Annotated in this window: 12 protein-coding genes; 11 read left to right on the forward strand and 1 reads right to left on the reverse strand. The window is 64.0% G+C overall.

What is annotated here, in order from left to right; genetic code table 11:
* Positions 1-43: 43 nt before the first annotated feature.
* A complete protein-coding gene (locus NL528_RS16370; protein WP_309185377.1) occupies positions 44-253 on the reverse strand; it encodes a hypothetical protein in 210 nt (69 codons plus the stop codon).
* On the opposite strand from NL528_RS16370, the gene hpaR reads away from it, so the two are divergent.
* From hpaR to NL528_RS16425, 11 genes are all read left to right on the forward strand, one after another.
* On the forward strand, positions 195-659 hold the full coding sequence (hpaR, locus tag NL528_RS16375; RefSeq protein ID WP_309183711.1) for a homoprotocatechuate degradation operon regulator HpaR: 465 nt from the start codon (positions 195-197) through the stop codon (positions 657-659). The two genes, NL528_RS16370 and hpaR, sit on opposite strands and share 59 nt — an antisense overlap.
* Before the next feature lie 298 nt (positions 660-957).
* Positions 958-2,103: an ABC transporter substrate-binding protein gene (locus tag NL528_RS16380; protein ID WP_309183712.1), complete on the forward strand. Its 1,146-nt coding sequence runs from the start codon at positions 958-960 to the stop codon at positions 2,101-2,103.
* 113 nt (positions 2,104-2,216) lie between these two features.
* Entirely contained in the window at positions 2,217-3,092 is an 876-nt protein-coding gene (locus tag NL528_RS16385; protein WP_309183713.1) for a branched-chain amino acid ABC transporter permease, read from the forward strand.
* A complete protein-coding gene (locus NL528_RS16390; RefSeq protein ID WP_309183714.1) occupies positions 3,089-4,870 on the forward strand; it encodes a branched-chain amino acid ABC transporter ATP-binding protein/permease in 1,782 nt (593 codons plus the stop codon). The genes NL528_RS16385 and NL528_RS16390 overlap by 4 nt, the downstream gene beginning before the upstream one ends.
* Positions 4,870-5,598, forward strand: coding sequence for an ABC transporter ATP-binding protein (locus NL528_RS16395; RefSeq protein WP_309183716.1), 729 nt, complete (start codon positions 4,870-4,872; stop codon positions 5,596-5,598). The genes NL528_RS16390 and NL528_RS16395 overlap by 1 nt, the downstream gene beginning before the upstream one ends.
* A 74-nt stretch (positions 5,599-5,672) precedes the next feature.
* Positions 5,673-6,758, forward strand: coding sequence for a malate/lactate/ureidoglycolate dehydrogenase (locus tag NL528_RS16400; protein ID WP_309183717.1), 1,086 nt, complete (start codon positions 5,673-5,675; stop codon positions 6,756-6,758).
* A gap of 76 nt (positions 6,759-6,834) precedes the next feature.
* Positions 6,835-7,611: an aldolase/citrate lyase family protein gene (locus NL528_RS16405; protein WP_309183718.1), complete on the forward strand. Its 777-nt coding sequence runs from the start codon at positions 6,835-6,837 to the stop codon at positions 7,609-7,611.
* A gap of 160 nt (positions 7,612-7,771) precedes the next feature.
* Positions 7,772-9,295, forward strand: a complete 1,524-nt coding sequence (locus tag NL528_RS16410) for an altronate dehydratase family protein (RefSeq protein ID WP_309183719.1) — start codon at positions 7,772-7,774, stop codon at positions 9,293-9,295.
* 305 nt (positions 9,296-9,600) lie between these two features.
* The gene (locus NL528_RS16415) at positions 9,601-12,876 is read left to right on the forward strand and encodes a transglutaminase family protein (RefSeq protein WP_309183720.1); all 3,276 of its coding nucleotides are present in this window, start codon (positions 9,601-9,603) and stop codon (positions 12,874-12,876) included.
* Positions 12,877-12,896: 20 nt separating this feature from the next.
* Positions 12,897-15,419 carry a circularly permuted type 2 ATP-grasp protein gene (locus NL528_RS16420; protein WP_309183721.1) on the forward strand — a complete coding sequence of 841 codons (2,523 nt, stop codon included), beginning with the start codon at positions 12,897-12,899 and terminating at the stop codon, positions 15,417-15,419.
* Positions 15,416-16,294: a transglutaminase family protein gene (locus tag NL528_RS16425; RefSeq protein WP_309183722.1), complete on the forward strand. Its 879-nt coding sequence runs from the start codon at positions 15,416-15,418 to the stop codon at positions 16,292-16,294. Before NL528_RS16420 ends, NL528_RS16425 begins: the two co-directional genes overlap by 4 nt.
* Positions 16,295-16,393: the final 99 nt, after the last annotated feature.

Raw genomic sequence — 16,393 nt, forward strand, 5'->3', positions numbered from 1 at the left:
AAAGAGGATGCGGGGAGATGATTAACATGTTAAGTTTATCAGATCAAATCGAATTGACGTTGTTGCACTGCAAAACTTGCAGCCCGTCGAAACCGGCGTTTCCTGATCGCGGAAGGTTGACGATGGCAGGTAAGAAATCCCCGAACGGTCCAGGTTCGACCGCCGCAGAGACGTCCAGGGTTCGGCGGACACCGATGCGCGAATTCTCGCGTTCGCTGCCGATGTCATTGTTGCGCGCGCGCGAGGCGGTCATGCGCCAGTTCCGTCCGTCGCTGCGCAATCACGGCCTGACCGAACAGCAATGGCGGATCCTGCGCGCGCTGACCGCGGTGGACGCGATCGAGGTGACGGAACTGGCGCGGGTCGCCTTCCTGCTCGGCCCGAGCCTGTCGCGAATCCTGCGGGACCTCGAGGCGCGCCATTTGATCGAGCGACGCGCGGCCAAGGCCGATCTGCGCCGCGGCATGGTGTCGATTTCGGCAAAGGGATTGAAGCTGATTGAGGCGGTCGCGCCGACGTCAGAATCTATTTATGCCGCTATCACCAAACTTTACGGTGCCCGCAAACTCAGCGAATTGCAGGACATGCTCAGCGCGCTGGAGGACAGCCTTTCGGGACTGGAAGTCGCTGGCGCCGGCGATGCCGAGGCGGACGAGTGAGCGCAAATTTGCATGATAATGCATAACGGGACGCATAGCTTGGGTTCGCTGCACGTTGTTTGAGCAGCCAAAGCGATTGCCGATCGCACGAAACGGCCGGGAATAGGCCGGGCAGTCAGGCGTTAATATTCTCTGGCCGTCGCATTCGGCGACACATCTGCACCGTTAGTCGAACTCCCCGCGATATCAATTTACTAAGGGCGCGAGAGTCCTTAAGACGCATCCGGTTACGCGTCCGGTCAAGGACCGCTAAAACCAAGAAAGGCCGACGAAGAAGCCCGGCCTCAGGGAGGAATGGATGAAGCTTACGAGACGCGATTTCGCGGCCGGTATCGTAGCCGGTATTGCCGCACCCCACATCATCACCAGTGCGAAGGCGCAGGGCGCCACTATCAAGATCGGCATGTGCGTGCCGGCGACGGGGCCCGCGGCCGAACAGGGGCTTTGGGCGCAGAACGGTGCAAAGCTTGCGCTCGCAGCCGTCAACAAGGCCGGCGGCGTGCTCGGCAAACAGGTCGAACTCGTCATCGAAGACGACCAAACCACCAATCCCGGTATCGTTCTGGCGTTTTCGAAACTGGCCGCGCAGAACGACATCGTCGCCTTCCTGGGTTCGATCCGCTCGACCCAGGTGCATGCCATGGCCCCCGACGTTCTCAAGCTCGGCAAACCCGTCATGATCGGGGGAACCGATCCCACGCTCACCCATATGGGCAATCAATGGCTGTTCCGCTTCCGGCCCAATGACAGCTATTCCGGCCGCGTCATCGCCGACTACGGCGTCAACACGCTCGGCAAGAAAAAATGGGCGATCGTCCATTCGACCGACGCCTTCGGAACCGCAGGGGGAAAGGCCCTGGCCTCGGCGCTCGAAAAGCTCGGCACCCCGGCGGTGCTCGACCAGGGCTATGCCAACCAGAGCCAGGATTTCACGCCGGTCGTGCTGGCGGTGAAGCAGTCCGGCGCCGACGTTCTCGGCACGTATTTTACCTTCGAAAACGATCTCGGGATTTTCGCCCGTCAGCTCCGTCAGCTCGGCGTCAACATTCCCTGGGTGGGCTCGCCCTCGGTGGTGGCGGTTTCGTCGACCAAACTGGCCGGCCCGGCGCTGTATGGCACCTATGGCGTGGCCGATTACGCGGAAGAATCCAGCGACGCCTCCAAGACCTTCGGCAAGGCCTATCGTGACGCCTACAAGACCGCGCCGGACAATCAAAGCGCATGGCCCTACGATGCCGTCACCATCCTGTCGGCGGCGATCAACAAGGCCGGCTCGACCGATCCCGGGAAAATCCGCGAGGCGCTGCTTGCCACCAAGAAAACCCCCGGTGCGGAAGGCGAATACAATTTCGACCAGAACGGCGATGGCCTGCACGGCTACAATGTCGTGAAGAACGACAAGGGAACTATCGTTTACGACAAGCACATCGACTTCAACGATTGATCGCGACGCGGGCTCCCTTCGCGTGAGGGGAGCCCGCGGGCTTTTGATGACCGGCTTCGCGCTGCTGCCGGTCGTCACATGGCCGCGAGCGAATTCTCCCACCGAGTGTTGTCATGGATCTCGCACTGCAACTGCTCTTTACCGGCATCGGCATCGGCGCCGTTTATGCGCTGGTCGCGCTCGGCTTCGTGCTGATCTTCCGCGCCACCAATGTGGTGAATTTTGCGCAAGGCGAATTCTCAATGGTCGCCGCCTATCTGATGGTGGTGTTCGCCGTCGATCTCGGCTGGCCCTATTGGCTGTCGTTCCTGCTCGCGCTCACCGGCATGGCCTTGGTCGGCGTGATCTTCAATCTCGGGGTCTATTATCCGCTGCGTCATCGCACGTTCCTGCCCGTCATCATCGCGACCATCGGCGCTTCGATCCTGCTCGCCAATTCCGTGCTTGCGATCTACGGCCCGCAGCCGCAGGTGCTGCAGGGTTGGTTCGAGACGCCCGGCATCCAGCTCGGCCCGGTCTATCTCGACAGCCAGTATCTCCTGATCATCGCAGTGACGTTTGCGCTGGTGATCTTCAACTACTGGTTCTTCGAGAAGACGCTGCTCGGCAAGAAGCTGCAGGCGACCTCGCAGGACAAGGAAATGGCCTCGCTGCTCGGCATTTCCGTTTCCACGATGATCATGATCACCTTCATCTATTCGGCCGTGCTCGGCGGTCTCGCCGGCATCCTCGTCGCACCCGTGCTGTTCGTGTCGATCCAGATGGGCTCGACGATCGCGCTGAAAGCCTTTGCCGCCACCATCATCGGCGGCTTCGGCGATGTCGCGGGCGCGATCATCGGCGGACTGGCGCTCGGCGTGATCGAAACCTTTGGCGCGGCGTATATCTCCGTGCCCTACAAGGACGGCTTTGCGTTCCTGGTGCTGGTGGCGTTCCTGATCTTCCGGCCGCAGGGTATTTTTGGCGAACGCGTGGCGGAGAAAGCATGAGCTCCCCCAGCGAAAATATGCCGGTTACCGTGTCCGTGCCGCGTTCGAAGCCGCTGCTGCTTCGGCATCTGCCGTATTTCATCGGCGCGGCTGCGCTCGTCGCGCTCGCCGCAACCATGCAGTTCGATGGTTACATCCTCAACATCCTGATGCAGGCGACCACGTTTGCAATCGCGGTGTTCGGCCTTTCGGTGGTGCTCGGCCTCTGCGGCCAGATCAATCTGGCGCAGGCGGCGTTCTTCGGTTTCGGCGCCTATGCCGTCGGTATCGGCACGTCAGACTACCACATCAGCTACTGGTTCTGCCTGCTGGCGGGCTGCCTGATGGCGCTGGTCGCCGGCGCGGTGTTGGGCATGTCGACGCTGCGTCTCGGCGGGCATTACCTCGCCATGGTGACGATCTCGTTCCAGCAGATCGTCACGCTGGTCATGATCAACGCGATCTGGCTCACCCATGGTCCGGACGGCGTGTCGCGGATCGGCCGGCCTGATCTGTTCCAGAGTTCGCAATCCTATCTCGCGTTCTGCGTCGGCATGCTCGCGCTGGTCGGCTATTTCGTCTGGCATCTGCCGGACACGCGGCTTGGACGCGCGATGCGCGCGGTGCGCGACAACGAGCTTGCGGCCGGCGTCGTCGGCATCGACGTGTTCCGCACCAAGGTCTACGCGTTCGCGCTGTGCGCGGTGCTGGGCGGGCTGGCCGGCGGCCTGTTCGCCGGCGGATTTGCCTATGTCAGCCCGGATCAATTTTCGTTCGCCGAATCGATCGTGTTCCTCACGATGTCCTTGCTCGGCGGCGTGGCCTCTCCAATCGGCTCGGCGATCGGCACGGGGTTGTTGATCCTGATCCCGGAATGGCTGCGCTTCCTCAAAAGCGTTCCCGGACTTTATCTGGCGATCTACGGCCTGTCCGTGATCCTGATCATACGCTTCATGCCTGATGGTATCTGGGGCTTTGTCGCCGCCGCCTTTGAGCGATGGCGCGCGCAGCTCAAGACGCCGCCGGCGGCGGCCGCGTTGCAACTGAAGCCCGCGACCGTCGGCGGCGATATCGTGCTCGAAGTCACCGGGCTCTCGAAATATTTCGGCGGCCTCAAAGCGGTCGACGGCGTCGATATCGCGGTCAAGCGCGGCGGCGTGCATGCGCTGATCGGGCCGAACGGTTCCGGCAAGACCACGACGCTCAACGTGCTCTCCGGCCTCTACAAGGCAACCGCGGGCAAAATATTACTCGACGGCACCGACATCACCACCATGCCGCCGCATCAGCGCACGGCCGCGGGCCTCGGGCGTACGTTCCAGAACATCCGTCTGTTCCGCTCGATGACCGCGCTGGAAAACGTCGAGATCGGTGCCGAGCGTCCCGGCAACAAGATGATCGGCGAGGGCGGTGACGCCGCCCTGACCGAACGGGCGATGGAAGCGCTGACCTTCGTCGGTCTGGGCGGCCGCGCCAATGAACTGATCTCGGGCTTCTCCTACGGCCACCAGCGGCTGATCGAGATCGCACGCGCGCTCGCCGCCAATCCGACGCTGCTTTTGCTCGACGAGCCCGCGGCCGGCTTGAACTCGACCGAAAAACTCGAACTGCATGAACTGCTGAAGCGGATCGCAGCGCAAGGCCTCACCATCCTGATCATCGATCACGACATGACGCTGGTCTCGGAAGCCGCCCAGCACATCACCGTGCTCAATTTCGGACGCCGCATCGCGGACGGCGAATCGATGGCGGTGCTGCGCCATCCCGACGTCGTCTCCGCCTATCTCGGAACCGAATAATGGCGCTGCTCGAAATCCACGATCTGGTGGTCCGCTACGGCGAAATCGAGGCGCTGCGCGGTATCTCGCTCAATGTCGAAGAGGGCCAGGTGGTGACCCTGCTCGGCGCCAACGGCGCCGGCAAGTCGACCACGCTGCGCGCGATCTCCGGTCTCGCCAAGCCTGCATCCGGCGACATCCTTTACGACGGCAAGCCGATCGCCGGTCTCGGACCGGAAGCGATCGTGCGCATGGGCATCTCGCACGTGCCGGAAGGGCGGCGGGTGTTCCCGGGCCTGACCGTGAAAGAAAACATCATGCTCGGCGCGTCCAATCGCCGGGTCGCAACGTCGCAATTGTCGCGCGAAGCGGACGCGATGTTCGACCTGTTTCCGGACATCCGCGCGTTCTCCAATGCGCTGGGCTGGACCTTGTCCGGCGGCCAGTTGCAGATGGTCGCGGTCGCCCGCGGGCTGATGGCGAAGCCGCGGCTGTTGCTCTTGGACGAGCCGTCGCTGGGGCTCGCGCCGGTGATCGTGCAGGCGGTGTTCCGCATTATTTCGCAGATCAGACAAGACACCACGGTCTTGCTCGTCGAGCAAAATGCGCGCATGGGACTTTCAGTTGCCGATCACGGCTTCGTCCTGGAAACCGGACGGATCGTGCTGGGCGGCAAGCCCGACGAATTGTGGGGCAACGAAGCCATTGCCGCCGCCTATCTCGGCGGTCACGCCAAAGCAAGCGCCTAGAGCATGATCCGGAAAAGTGGGCACCGGTTTTCCGAAAAGATCATGCTCAAACCAAAGTAACGAGCTAACCATTCATGGTCACGATCAAGGTTGAAAACCTCATCAATTTCGTTGCTGAGGTATTTTCGCATTCGGAATCCTCGCCCGAGGAAGCCCGGCGCATCGCGACGTACCTTACAACCGCGAACCTGACCGGCCATGACAGCCACGGCGTGATCCGCGTGCCCGTTTATGTCAGGTGGAAGAAGATGGGTTCGGTGGTTCCCAATCAGACCGCGGAGGTCGTGGTCGATACGCCGTCGCTGGCGGTGGTCGACGGCAAGTTCGGCTATGGACAGACGGTGACGCCGCAGGCGGTCAGGATCGGCATCGAGAAGTGCAAGAAGGCGGGCCTTGCCGCCATTGCGCTGCGCAATGCCGGCCACATCGGCCGCGTCGGCGACTGGGCGGAGATGGCCGCCGCCGAAGGGCTGGTGTCGGTCCACTTCGTCAATGCCGCGGGTTCGCTTTTGGTCGCGCCGTTTGGTGGCGTGCAGAAGCGGCTGTCGACCGCGCCCTATTGCGTCGGCATTCCGCGCCAGGGCCAGGATCCGATCGTGCTGGATTTCGCGACCTCGATCGTCGCCGAAGGCAAGGTGCTGGTGGCCAGCCGCGGCGGCAAGAAATTGCCGAAGGGGGCGCTGATCGACGCCGACGGCACGTTGAGCGAGGACCCGGCGGTGCTGTACGGCCCGCACACCGCGGAAGGCCCGCGCGACCATACCAATGGGTCAGGCGCGATCCGCGCCTTCGGTGAGCACAAGGGCTCGGGGCTGGCCTTCATCTGCGAACTGCTCGGCGGCGCGTTGACCGGCACCGGTGCCACCGCGCCGGACCGGCGTTTCGCTAACGGCATGCTGGCGTTCTATGTTGATCCCAAGGTGATCGACACCAGCCATTTCTTCGACGGCGAAATCTCGCGCTATGTCGATTTCATCCGGGCCACCAAGCCGGTCGCGGGCGTCGATGCGGTGCTGATCCCCGGCGATCCCGAGCGGAAAATGCGCGCCGAGCGCACCAAAAACGGGGTACCCTTGCCTGACGACACCTGGGCGGCGATAGTGAATACCGCACGCGAGGTCGGCGTCAGCGAGGTCAGCATTCAGCGGGCAACGGCATAGTTCGCACGTCATTGCGAGCGCAGCGAAGCGTTCCTCGCAATGACGCAAAATTTGGACAACAGGGAAGGAATCCAAAGTGGCAAATAACGTCAAGAAAGTATGGGCCTCGGGCAAGGCTGTGGTGAACGCCTGGCTTGCGATCCCGTCGGGCTTCTCCGCCGAGGTGATCGCGCAATGCGGGTTCGACAGCGTGACCGTCGACATGCAGCATGGCGTGCAGGATTACCTGTCGATGGTGCAGTGCTTCCAGGCGATGAACGGCCATCCGGTGACGCCGATGGTCCGCGTGCCCTGGAACGAGCCCGGCATCATCGGAAAAGTGCTCGACGGCGGCGCCTATGGCGTGATCTGCCCGATGATCAATACGCCGCAGGAAGCCAAGAACCTGGTTGCCTATTCCAAATATCCGCCGAAGGGCACGCGGTCGAACGGCCCGATCCGTTCCGGCATGTACGGCTCGGCCGGCACCTATCAGCAGACCGCCAACGACGAGATCGTGCTGCTGCCGATGATGGAGACCAAGACGGCGGTCGAGAACATGGAATCGATCCTCGACGTCGAAGGCATCAACGGCGTCTATATCGGCCCGTCCGACCTCGGCTTCTCCTACGGCCTGGTGCCGAAGCTCGACCGTGACGAGCCGGAGATCCTCAAGATCTATGAGAAGATCGTCAAGGAATGCGGCAAGCGCGGCCTCTATCCCGGCATCCACTGCTCCGGTGCCGAGGGCGCGGTGCGCGCCATCAACATGGGCTTCAAGCTCGTGACGCTGTCGAACGAGAGCGGGTTGATGATGACCTACGCCAAGATGCAGGTGAACCAGACCCGGAAGGATTCCGCCGGCAAGGCGTAACGTCACGTGTCCCGGACGCGGTGCAGCGCTTCTTCAGCGGTGCACCGCAGAGCCGGGACCTGGATGCAGCACGAAGCGTGGGCCCCGGATCAGCAGCGCACCGCTTGCGCGCTGCGCAGCATCCGAGGCACGATAGTTTTGGATACCAAGGAGATCCATCATGGCCCCAGCACCCGTCATCCGCTTGCATCCTGACGATGGCGTGCTGATTGCGCGCTCGAGCCTGCCGGCGGGCCTGGTGGTGGCCGACGGCGTCACCACGGTCGAGCGGATTCCCGCGGGCCACAAGGTGGCGATCAGGCCGATCGCTGTCGGTGAGCCGATCCGGCGCTACGGCCAGATCATCGGCTTTGCGACCATCCCGATTTCGCCCGGCCAGCACGTGCATACGCAAAACTGCGGCATGGGCGATTTCGCCAAGGACTATGCCTACGGCGTCGACGTCAAGCCGGTGCCGAATTTCGATCTGCCCGCGACCTTCGACGGCATCCGCCGCGCCGACGGCCGGGTCGCGACCCGCAACTATATCGGCATTCTGACCTCGGTGAATTGCAGCGCGCATGTCGCCGGCATGGTCGCCGATATCTTCAAGAAGAATCCGTTCACCGGCGACAATCCGCTGGCCGATTTCCCCAATGTCGACGGCGTGGTCGCGCTCACCCACAAGACCGGCTGCGGCATGACCCAGGATGAGCCGCTGGCGTTGCTCCGGCGCACGCTCGGCGGCTATGCGCGGCATGCGAATTTCTCCGCGGTGGTCGTGCTGGGGTTGGGCTGCGAGGTCAACCAGATCGGCGGCCTGATGCAGGAACAGAAGCTTGCCGGACGTCTGCGCGCGATGGACATTCAGGAAGTCGGCGGCACCCGCAAGACCGTCGAGGCTGGCGTCGCCTTTGTGCGCGAGGCGCTGACGGATGCCAACAAGGTGAGGCGCGAGAAGGTCCCGGCCAGCGAATTGACGGTGGCGCTGCAATGCGGCGGCTCCGACGGCTATTCCGGCGTCTCCGCCAATCCGGCGCTGGGCGCGGCGAGCGATCTGTTGGTGCGCCATGGCGGCACCGTGATCCTGTCCGAGACGCCCGAAACCTACGGCGCCGAACATCTGTTGACGCGTCGCGCGGTCAGCCGCGAAGTCGGCGAAAAGCTGGTCGGGCTGATGCGCTGGTGGGAGGAATACACGGCGCGCGAAGGCGCCGAGATGAACGCCAATCCGAGCCCCGGCAACAAGGCCGGCGGCCTCACCACGATTCTGGAGAAATCGCTCGGAGCGATGGCGAAAGCCGGCAGCACCAATCTCGTCGATGTTCTCAACTACGCCGAAACCGTCACCAAGAAGGGTTTTGTCTTCATGGACACGCCCGGCTACGACCCGGTCGCGGCGACCGGGCAGGTGGCCGGCGGCGCCAATCTCGTCTGCTTCACCACCGGCCGCGGCAGTGTGTTCGGCTGCAAGCCGGCCCCGTCGATCAAGCTCGCGACCAACACGCCGATGTACAAGCGCATGGAAGACGACATGGACGTCAATTGCGGCACCATCCTCGACGGCGAGGAGACGGTGCAGCAATGCGGCCAGCGCATCTTCGATCTGATGCTGAAGACCGCCTCCGGCCAGCCGACCAAGAGCGAGAGCTTTGATTTCGGCGGCGCCGAGTTCGCGCCGTGGGTGCTTGGGGCAACGATGTAGTTCCTTGGGTCGTCCCGGTGAAGGCCGGGCCCCATAACCAACGGAAGGGGTGATTTGCGCAAGGCGCTCGCTACGGCCGTCATTGCGAGCCACCGGGTCGCGCGAATGCGCGCCCGATGACAGGCTCCGCGAAGCAATCCATAGCGCCGCAAGCCGAGGCATGGATTGCTTCGTCGCTTTGCTCCTCGCAATGTCGGGGAGTGGGAGCCAGCGCACTCCCCGTAGGCACCCCGTGCCCGTTGTTAGTGCTTGATCCACACCGGAACCAGTGTTCTGCTTAAAAAAGCTGCTGGAGTTATCAGCCTGTGTCGATCTTCGTCGCACTACATCACGTCACCCACTACAAATACGACCGACCGATCGACCTCGGCCCCCAGACCATTCGCCTGCGTCCGGCGCCGCATACGCGCACGCCGATCCTGAGCTATTCGCTTAAAGTTACGCCTTCCAATCACTTCGTGAACTGGCAACAGGATCCGCAGGGCAACTGGCTGGCGCGCTTTGTGTTTCCTGAGAAGGCCACCGAGCTGAAAGTCGAGGTCGACTTCACGGCGCAGATGACCGTGGTCAATCCCTTCGATTTCTTCGTCGAGCCCTACGCCACCAGTTTTCCGTTTCAGTACACCAACGACCTCAAGACCGAACTTGCGCCTTATCTCGCGACGTCGGATCAGGGGCCGCTGTTGGCCGCGTACTTAAAGGAGATTCCGCGCGAAGCCGACAGCACGGTCAATTTCCTGGTCGACCTCAACGCGCAACTGCAGAAGAAAATTCGCTACGTCATCCGCATGGAGCCGGGAATCCAGACGCCGGAGGAGACGCTTGGCAGCGGTTCTGGTTCGTGCCGCGACTCGGCCTGGCTGCTGATCCAGATCTTCCGCCATCTCGGGCTCGCCGCGCGTTTCGTCTCTGGCTATCTCATTCAATTGCGCCCCGACATCGATCCGGTCGAAGGACCGCGCGAGGTCGAGAACGATTTCACCGACCTGCATGCCTGGGCCGAGGTCTATCTTCCCGGCGCCGGCTGGATCGGCTTCGACGTCACCTCGGGGATGCTGACAGGCGAGGGGCATATTCCCGTCGCCGCCACGCCGCATTACCGCTCGGCCGCGCCGATCTCGGGCACCGCCGGCTTCGCCAACACCGAATTCGCCTTCGACATGAGCGTCAAGCGCATCCGCGAGGCTCCGCGGATCACAAAACCGTTCTCGGATGAATCCTGGGCGCGGCTCGACCGGCTCGGCGAACAGGTCGATGCCGATCTCAAACAGGACGACGTGCGGCTGACGATGGGCGGCGAGCCGACCTTCGTCTCGATCGACGATCTGGAATCGCCGGAATGGAATATCGCCGCCGTCGGTCCGACCAAACGCGCGCTAGCCGATGATTTGATCCGCAAATTGCGCGCCCGTTTCGCGCCCGGTGGGCTGCTGCATTACGGGCAGGGCAAATGGTATCCGGGCGAAAGCCTGCCGCGCTGGGCGTTCGGGCTCTATTGGCGCAAGGACGGCGCACCGATCTGGAAGAATTCCGATCTGATTGCGACGATCGACAATCCTCACAAAACTGATATCGCCGCCGCCGAACGCTTCGCGCAGGGCACCGCGAAGAAACTTGGCCTCGGCACCGGCTACGTCCTGCCGGCGTTCGAAGATCCCGCGCACTGGATCCAGAAGGAAGCCAGCCTGCCGCACAATGTCGATCCCGGCGATTCCAGATTGTCCGATCCGGAAGAACGCTTGCGGATGGCGCGGGTGTTCGATCACGGGCTGAACACGCCGAAGGGATTTGTGCTGCCGATCCAACGCTGGAGTGCTGCCGCAGAACCGTATCGCGGGCGCTGGCGCAGCGAGCACTGGAAAGTGCGGCGCGGCCATTTGTTCCTGACGCCCGGCGATTCGCCGCTTGGCTTGCGGTTGCCGATCGCGTCGCTGGAGCACATTCCACCCGAGGAATTTCCCTACATCGTCGAGCAGGATCCGATGGAGCCGCGTGACGAGCTTGCGGCCTCCGATTCCAAAGCGGACGGCTCGGTGGCCAAGGAGAAGCCAAAACCCAAACTGGAACCCGTGCGTACCGCGATGTCGATCGAAATCCGTGACGGCATTTTGTGTGCCTTCATGCCGCCGGTCGAGAAGATCGAAGATTATCTGGAACTGATCGCGGCAGTTGAGGCGACCGCCGAAGACATGCAGATACAGGTCCATGTCGAAGGCTATTCGCCGCCTTACGACCCGCGGGTCGAAGTGATCAAGGTGACGCCCGATCCCGGCGTGATCGAAATCAACATCCAGCCGGCGCAGACCTGGCGCGAGGCGGTCGATATCACCTTCGGACTCTATGAAGACGCCGCCAAGACCCGGCTCGGCGCCAACCGTTTTCTGGTCGATGGCCGCCACACCGGGACCGGCGGCGGCAATCACGTCGTGGTCGGCGGCAGCACGCCGCAGGACTCGCCGTTCCTGCGCCGGCCCGATCTGCTCAAGAGCCTGGTGCTGTACTGGCAGCGGCATCCGTCGCTGTCCTATCTGTTCTCGGGCATGTTCATCGGCCCGACCAGCCAGGCGCCGCGCATCGATGAGGCGCGGCACGACGGCATGTATGAACTGGAGATCGCGCTGGCGCACGTGCCGCCGCCCGGCATCGAAGCGCCGCTCTGGCTCGTCGACCGGCTGTTCCGGCATATCCTGGTCGATATCACCGGCAATACCCATCGCGCCGAAATCTGCATCGACAAGCTCTATTCGCCGGATAGTCCGACCGGCCGGCTCGGCCTGGTCGAGTTCCGGGCGTTGGAAATGCCGCCCGATCCGCGGATGTCGCTGGCGCAGCAATTGCTGATCCGGGCGCTGATCGCAAAGCTCTGGCGCGAGCCACAGCAGGGCAAGTTCGTGCGCTGGGGTACCACGCTGCATGATCGGTTCATGCTGCCGCATTTTCTCTGGGAAGATTTTCTGGGCGTGCTCGATGAACTGAGGCAGTCCGGCTACGAATTTTCGCCGGAATGGTACGCCGCCCAGCTCGAATTCCGCTTTCCCGCCTTCGGCCGCGTTCATCATGGCGGCGTCGCGCTGGAATTGCGGCAGGCGCTGGAGCCCTGGCATGTGATGGGCGAGGAGGGGTCGGCGGGCGGCACCGTGCGCTACGTTGATTCGTCGGTCGAACGGCTGCAGATCAAGGCGACGGGCTTTGTCGAAGGCCGCCACGTCGTCACCTGCAATGGCAGGCGGATGCCGATGACGGAAACGGGCCGCTCCGGCGAGGCGGTCGCCGCCGTCCGCTTCAAGGCCTGGCAGCCGGCCTCAGGGCTGCATCCGACCATTCCGGTCCATGCGCCGCTGACATTTGACTTAATTGATACCTGGAATGGCCGCTCGCTCGGCGGCTGCGTCTACCATGTCGCCCATCCCGGTGGCCGCAGCTACGAGACCAAGCCGGTCAATTCCTATGAGGCCGAGGCCAGGCGGCTGGCCCGCTTCCAGGATCACGGCCACACCCCCGGCAAGATCGATCCGCCGCCCGAAGAACGCACAATTGAATTCCCTTTGACCCTCGACTTGAGGACACCGCTCCTGCATTAATTTTGCTCTCTGGAGTCGGAATGGCGGGACACGGCGGCCAAGGCAGTAGTCAGGAAAACAAGACCCGTCCGGGTCAGCGCCGGATGGCGCAATGGACGCGCGACTACGCGCGGCTGCCCGGAATTCCCGATGAATATATCGGCCAGGACGGCGCACCGCGGGCAGCCTGGACCCGGTTCTTCGATGCCTTTGCGGCGCTGGCGCCAGCCGATATCGACCGCCGATTCGCGTCCGCCGACCGGCATCTGCGCGAAGCCGGCGTCACCTATCGTGCGCCCGGCGAGACCGCCGACCGGTTGTGGCCGCTGAGCCATTTGCCGCTGATCATCGATGAGACCGACTGGCAGCAACTCACCGCCGGTATCCAGCAACGCGCGCAACTGCTCGAAATGGTTCTGCGCGACCTCTATGGCGAGGGCCGTCTGGTCGCGGACGGCGCAGTGCCGGCGGCCGCCATCGCCGGCTCGAACGAATATCTCCGCTCGGTTTGCGGCGTCAAACCACCGGGCGGGCGCTACCTTCATCTCTACGCCGCCGACGTCGGCCGTGGGCCCGACGGGCGCTGGTGGGTGCTGGGCGACCGAACGCAGGCGCCATCGGGCGCCGGCTACGCGCTGGAAAATCGCCTGGTGCTGTCACGCGCCTTTTCCAATCTCTACAAATCGATGAACGTCGAGCGCGTCGCGCCGTTCTTCGAGGCCTTCCGCGACTCCCTGCGCGCCAGTGCCGACCGCGACGAGCCGCGGATCGGATTGCTGACGCCGGGCACCTTCAACGAGACCTATTTCGAGCATGCGACGCTCGCGCGCTATCTCGGCTTTCTCCTGGTCGAGGGCGACGATCTCGCCGTCAGCGGCGACCGCATTCATATCCGCACCGTCGCCGGCCTGAAGCGGCTCGACGTGCTGCTGCGCCGGGTCGACTCCAATTTTCTCGATCCGCTGGAACTGGATGCTTCGTCGCATCTCGGCGTACCCGGGCTGATCGACGTGCTGCGCAAAAATGGCGTCGTCGTCGCCAATATGCCGGGTTCGGGCGTGCTGGAGGCGCGGGCGCTGCTCGGGTTCCTGCCCAGTCTTTGCCGGCGTTTGCTCGGTGAAGAACTGATGATGCCGCACATTGCGACCTGGTGGTGCGGCCAGAAACGCGCGCGCGAGGAAGTGCTGTCGCGGCTCGACGAGTTCGCGATCGAGGGCGCCTATGGCCGGGGCGTCCCGGGGTTTCCGGGCAACGGCCCGGTGCTACCCGGTCAGTTGTCGCCCGCCGAGCGCGAGCGGCTCCGGGCCGCAATCTCCGACCGCGGCATCGATTATGTCGGCCAGGAACTGGTGCGGCTGTCGACTACCCCGGTGTGGGAAAACGGCCGGATTACGCCGCGCCCGTTCGTGCTCCGGGTGTTTGCCGCCGCGACCCCGAATGGCTGGACCATCCTGCCCGGCGGCTTCTGCCGGATCGCCGAGCAACCCGATGCCCGCGCCGTGTCGATGGGCGATGGCGCGCGGGCCGCGGATGTCTGGGTGGTATCCGACAAGGCGGTATCGGCCTCGACGCTGCTGCCGGCGGCCGACACGGTGCGGATCAGGCGTATCGCCGGCGTGGTCCCGAGCCGCGCCGCCGACAATCTGTTCTGGCTCGGCCGCTATCTCGAACGCGCCGAGGCGACGCTGCGGCTGATCCGTGCGCTTGGCACGCCGACGCGCGATCCCGCAAAGGGGGCATCGACGACGGGGCTTCCCTCGGTCGAGCGGATCCAGCGGCTGCTGGTGACCTGGGGCGCGGCCTCGCAGGCGACGCGAGCGAACCCCGGCAAGGTCGCCGCGGAAGCGCTGCAGAGCACCGAGAAATTCGGCTCGGCGCTGTCGCTGGTGCGATCGGCGCAGCGGACCGCGACCTCGCTGCGTGAACGGCTGTCGCCGGATGCCTGGCAGGTCATTACCGAGATGGCGGAACGGCTGGCCCATGAAGTCGAAGACGACGACGGCGTCGTCAGCGCCGCCGAACTGACGCTGCAGGAACTGGCGAGCTTCGCCGGCCTGGCGCAGGAGAACATGAACCGCGCCGCCGGCTGGCGCTTCCTCGAGATGGGCCGCCGCGCCGAGCGCGCCATCAACACCGCGCGGTTCGCGCGGCAGTTTGCCTATGATGAAGCCGGCGACGAGGACCTCGACGTGCTGCTGACGCTGGTGGATTGCCAGATCACCTATCGTTCGCGCTATCTCGTCGGCCCCGCGCTGGCGCCGGTGCGCGATCTCGCGGTGCTGGACCCCTACAATCCGCGTTCCGTCGCGTTCCAGGTTGCCGCGCTCAATGAGCACATCGCGAGCCTTCCGAGCCTCAAGCAGTACGGCATGATCGAGCGGCCGCAGCGTCTGGCGGTAGCGCTGCAGGCGACGCTGACGACCGCGGAGGCCGCGGCGCTGGACGCAAAAACCCTGTTCGCGCTGGAGCAGGATCTGCTCAATCTCGCCGATGCGATTGGATTGCACTATTTCCCGCACGGTCCCAATGCGAGCCGGCCGGAGAAGCTGACGGGCCTCGCGTGATCTACGACATCCGTCACGTCACCAGTTACAGTTACGAGAGCCCGGTGAGTTTTGCGCGGTGCTCGCTGCGGCTGGAGCCGCGCAGCGGCGACGGACAGCAACTGGTCTCCCACAGCGTCGAGATCCGGCCGCGGCCGGCGGAGCGCACGGTCAGGCGGGATTTTTTCGGTACCCACACCGAGAGCGTCCTGATCGAGACCGCGCACCGCAATCTCCGCATCGATTCGAGGTCGCGGGTTTCGTTGTCGCGCCGCGCGCCCGGCCGCGCCGCGCCGAGCCCGTCGTGGGAGAGCGTCCGCGACGTGGCGTTTGAAGCCACCAGTCTCGGGCCCTCGTCGCCCGTCGGCTATGTGTTCGCCAGTTCCCTGGTGCCGGTGCAGGCGCCGGTCACCGCCTATGCCGCGGCAAGCTTTCCGCCGGGCAGCGGCATCATCGCCGGTGCGGTCGACCTGATGCACCGGATACGGACCGAGTTTAAGTACGATCCGAAGGCCACCGTGATCTCGACGCCGCTCAAGGAGGTGTTCGAGAAGCGCCACGGCGTCTGCCAGGACTTTGCCCATGTGATGATCGCAGGCCTGCGCGGGCTCGGGCTGCCGGCGGCCTATGTCAGCGGCTATCTGCGCACCATCCCGCCGCCGGGCAAACCGCGCCTGCAGGGCGCGGACGCCACCCACGCCTGGGCTTCGGTGTGGTGCGGCGCCGAGATCGGCTGGATCGGGTTCGATCCAACCAACGATCTCCTGGTGGAGAACGATCACATCATTCTGGCGGTGGGGCGGGATTTTTCCGATGTCTCGCCGGTCGACGGTATCATCGTGGGCTCACGCAAGCAGAAGCTCAGCGTCGCCGTCGACGTGCTGCTGGTGGAGTAGGAGAGTGTGAGTTGAACTGAAGAGTCCGCAGCTCTCCCGACGTCATTGCGAGCCAACGGGTCGCGCGAATGCGCGCCCGATGACAGGCTCCGCGAAGCA

The sequence above is a fragment of the Bradyrhizobium sp. Ash2021 genome (genome assembly GCF_031202265.1).
Taxonomy (GTDB): domain Bacteria; phylum Pseudomonadota; class Alphaproteobacteria; order Rhizobiales; family Xanthobacteraceae; genus Bradyrhizobium.

Excerpts from the sequence above, each read along its gene's own strand:
- hpaR (WP_309183711.1), top strand. The coding sequence starts at position 195 with ATGCGCGAATTCTCGCGTTCGCTGCCGATGTCATTGTTGCGCGCGCGC.
- NL528_RS16370 (WP_309185377.1), bottom strand. The coding sequence starts at position 253 with ATGACCGCCTCGCGCGCGCGCAACAATGACATCGGCAGCGAACGCGAG.
- NL528_RS16380 (WP_309183712.1), top strand. The coding sequence starts at position 958 with ATGAAGCTTACGAGACGCGATTTCGCGGCCGGTATCGTAGCCGGTATT.
- NL528_RS16385 (WP_309183713.1), top strand. The coding sequence starts at position 2,217 with ATGGATCTCGCACTGCAACTGCTCTTTACCGGCATCGGCATCGGCGCC.
- NL528_RS16390 (WP_309183714.1), top strand. The coding sequence starts at position 3,089 with ATGAGCTCCCCCAGCGAAAATATGCCGGTTACCGTGTCCGTGCCGCGT.
- NL528_RS16395 (WP_309183716.1), top strand. The coding sequence starts at position 4,870 with ATGGCGCTGCTCGAAATCCACGATCTGGTGGTCCGCTACGGCGAAATC.
- NL528_RS16400 (WP_309183717.1), top strand. The coding sequence starts at position 5,673 with ATGGTCACGATCAAGGTTGAAAACCTCATCAATTTCGTTGCTGAGGTA.
- NL528_RS16410 (WP_309183719.1), top strand. The coding sequence starts at position 7,772 with ATGGCCCCAGCACCCGTCATCCGCTTGCATCCTGACGATGGCGTGCTG.
- NL528_RS16420 (WP_309183721.1), top strand. The coding sequence starts at position 12,897 with ATGGCGGGACACGGCGGCCAAGGCAGTAGTCAGGAAAACAAGACCCGT.